Source organism: Micromonospora sp. BL1, assembly GCF_003667485.1.
GTDB lineage: Bacteria > Actinomycetota > Actinomycetes > Mycobacteriales > Micromonosporaceae > Micromonospora > Micromonospora tulbaghiae.
Map to the genome: position 1 here is coordinate 1 of NZ_RCVK01000063.1, position 2,064 is coordinate 2,064.

Annotated in this window: 1 protein-coding gene and 1 pseudogene; both read right to left on the minus strand. The window is 75.0% G+C overall.

The annotated features are described in order from the left end of the window. Positions 1–101 precede the first annotated feature (101 nt). Complete coding sequence (locus tag EAD96_RS00345; protein ID WP_121682870.1) at positions 102–1,325, minus strand: dolichyl-phosphate beta-glucosyltransferase; 1,224 nt, start codon at positions 1,323–1,325, stop codon at positions 102–104. 3 nt (positions 1,326–1,328) lie between these two features. Next, a pseudogene (locus EAD96_RS00350) lies at positions 1,329–2,064 on the minus strand (glycosyl transferase); the annotation flags it as partial.

Sequence of the window (2,064 nt, forward strand, 5' to 3'; positions counted from 1 at the left end):
CCCCCAGGAACATCCCGTCGATCATGAGGTTGGCGGCGTGTCGCGCCGCCAACCTCATGATCGACGGGATGTTCCTGGGGGAGGCGGGGGCGGGGGCGTGGTCAGGGGCGGTGGTGCATGGCCAGGCGGAGCAGGAGGAAGCGCAGGGCTGTCGCGGCCAGGTTGGCGGCCACCAGGACGGTCAGCTCCCGTCCCCGACTCGGGGGCGTCGTGGCGTGCAGCACGGCCAGGGAGCCGCTGGTCAGGGCCAGGCCGAGCGCGAACGCCAGCAGCCCCTGGAGGTGGTGGCGGCCGGCGTGCCGGCGTCCGGTCACCCCGAACGTGAGCCGCCGGTTGGCCGCCGTGTTGGCCACCGCGGTGAGCAGCAGCGCCAGCAGGTTCGCCGGTTGCGCACCGAGCGGGCCGCGGGCCAGCAGGAACAACAGCAGGTACGCGAGCGTGCTCGCCACGCCCACCGCGGCGAACCGGGCGAGCTGCCGGGGCAACCCGGCCGGCACCTGCGCCGGGGGCGCCGGCAGCGGCCCGCGCCCGAGCTGGGCGCGCAACCGCGCCAGCGGCAGCGCCCCGGTCACCAGCGCCCGGCCCAGCCGGCCGATGCCGCGCAGGTCGGCCAGCGCGGTGGCGACGATGTCGACGCGGCTGTCCGGGTCGTCCACCCAGTCCACCGGCACCTCGTGGATGCGCAGCCCGGCCCGCTGCGCCAGGACCAGCAGCTCCGTGTCGAAGAACCAGCCGGTGTCGCGTACCAGCGGCAGCAACTCGGCGGCCACGTCGGCGCGGATCGCCTTGAACCCGCACTGGGCGTCGGAGAAACGCGCCGCGAGCGCGCCGCGCAGCAGCAGGTTGTAGCCCCGTGAGATGACCTCCCGCTTGGCGCCCCGGACCACCCGGCTGGTCCGCGCCAGCCGGGTGCCGATGGCCAGGTCGGAGTGCCCGGAGATGAGCGGCGCGACCAGCGGCAGCAGCGCGGCCAGGTCGGTGGACAGGTCCACGTCCATGTACGCGAGCACCGGCGCCGGCGAGGCCGACCACGCGGCGCGCAGCGCTCGCCCGCGTCCCTTCTCGTCCAGGCGCAGCACCCCCACCTCGGGCAGCTCGCCGGCGAGCGCCCGCGCCACCGCCGGCGTGCCGTCCACGCTGGCGTTGTCGGCCACCGTGATCCGGAACGGGTACGGGAAGTGCGCGGTCAGGTGCGCGTGCAGCCGCCGGACGCAGGGGCCCAGATCGCCCTCCTCGTTGTACACCGGAACCACCACATCGAGCACCGCGCTGCCGGCTGCGGGCCGGGCCTGCACGGCGGCCCGGGGCGCGTACGTCTCCGTCATGGCTCAGCCCTGCTTTCCGCTGCTCAGGTCGTACACGGTCACGCCGTCGACGGTGGTCGCGGTGAAGGTTTCAGCGACCCAGGCGGCGATCTCGGCCGAGGCGTTGCTGCCGCCGTTGGCGCGGAACCCGCCGCCGCCGAGGAAGTAGTGGATCCGCCCGTCGGCGACGTACCGCTGGAACTGCGCGAGCGTCGGCGACGGGTCGCTGCCGTTGAAGCCGCCGATCGGCATGACCGGACGGCCGGTGGCCAGCTGGTAGCCGGAGGCGTTGTTCGAGCCGACAGTGGCGGCGACCCAGGTGTAGTCGTCGGCGTCGGCGGTGAGCAGCGCGGTCATCTCGGCGCTCGGCTCGCGGGCGTCGAGCAGCCCGCCCATGCCCCCGCCGCGCTGTCCCCGCCCTTCCTGCCTGGTCCCGCCGTCCTGGCCGGGGAAGCCGCCCTGACCCGGCACACCGCCCGGCCCGGTGCCGCCGTTTTGGCCGGTGCCGCCGTTTTGGCCGGTGCCGCCGGGCGCGCCCGGAGCCGAACCACCACCAGGGAATCCGGGGAACCCACCGGCGTTCGCCCCGCCGTCCTGGCCGGCGCCGCCCGGGCCGGAGCCGTCGGAACCCGTGCCGTCCGAACCGGTGCCGTTCGAACCGGTGCCGTTCGAACCGGTGCCGTTCGAACCGGTGCCGTTCGAACCGGTGCCGTTCGAACCGGTGCCGTTCGAACCGGTGCCGTTCGAACCGGTTCCGTTC

What these genes read in the sequence shown, in the direction of transcription:
- EAD96_RS00345 (WP_121682870.1), bottom strand. Translation starts at nt 1,325, where the DNA reads ATGACGGAGACGTACGCGCCCCGGGCCGCCGTGCAGGCCCGGCCCGCA.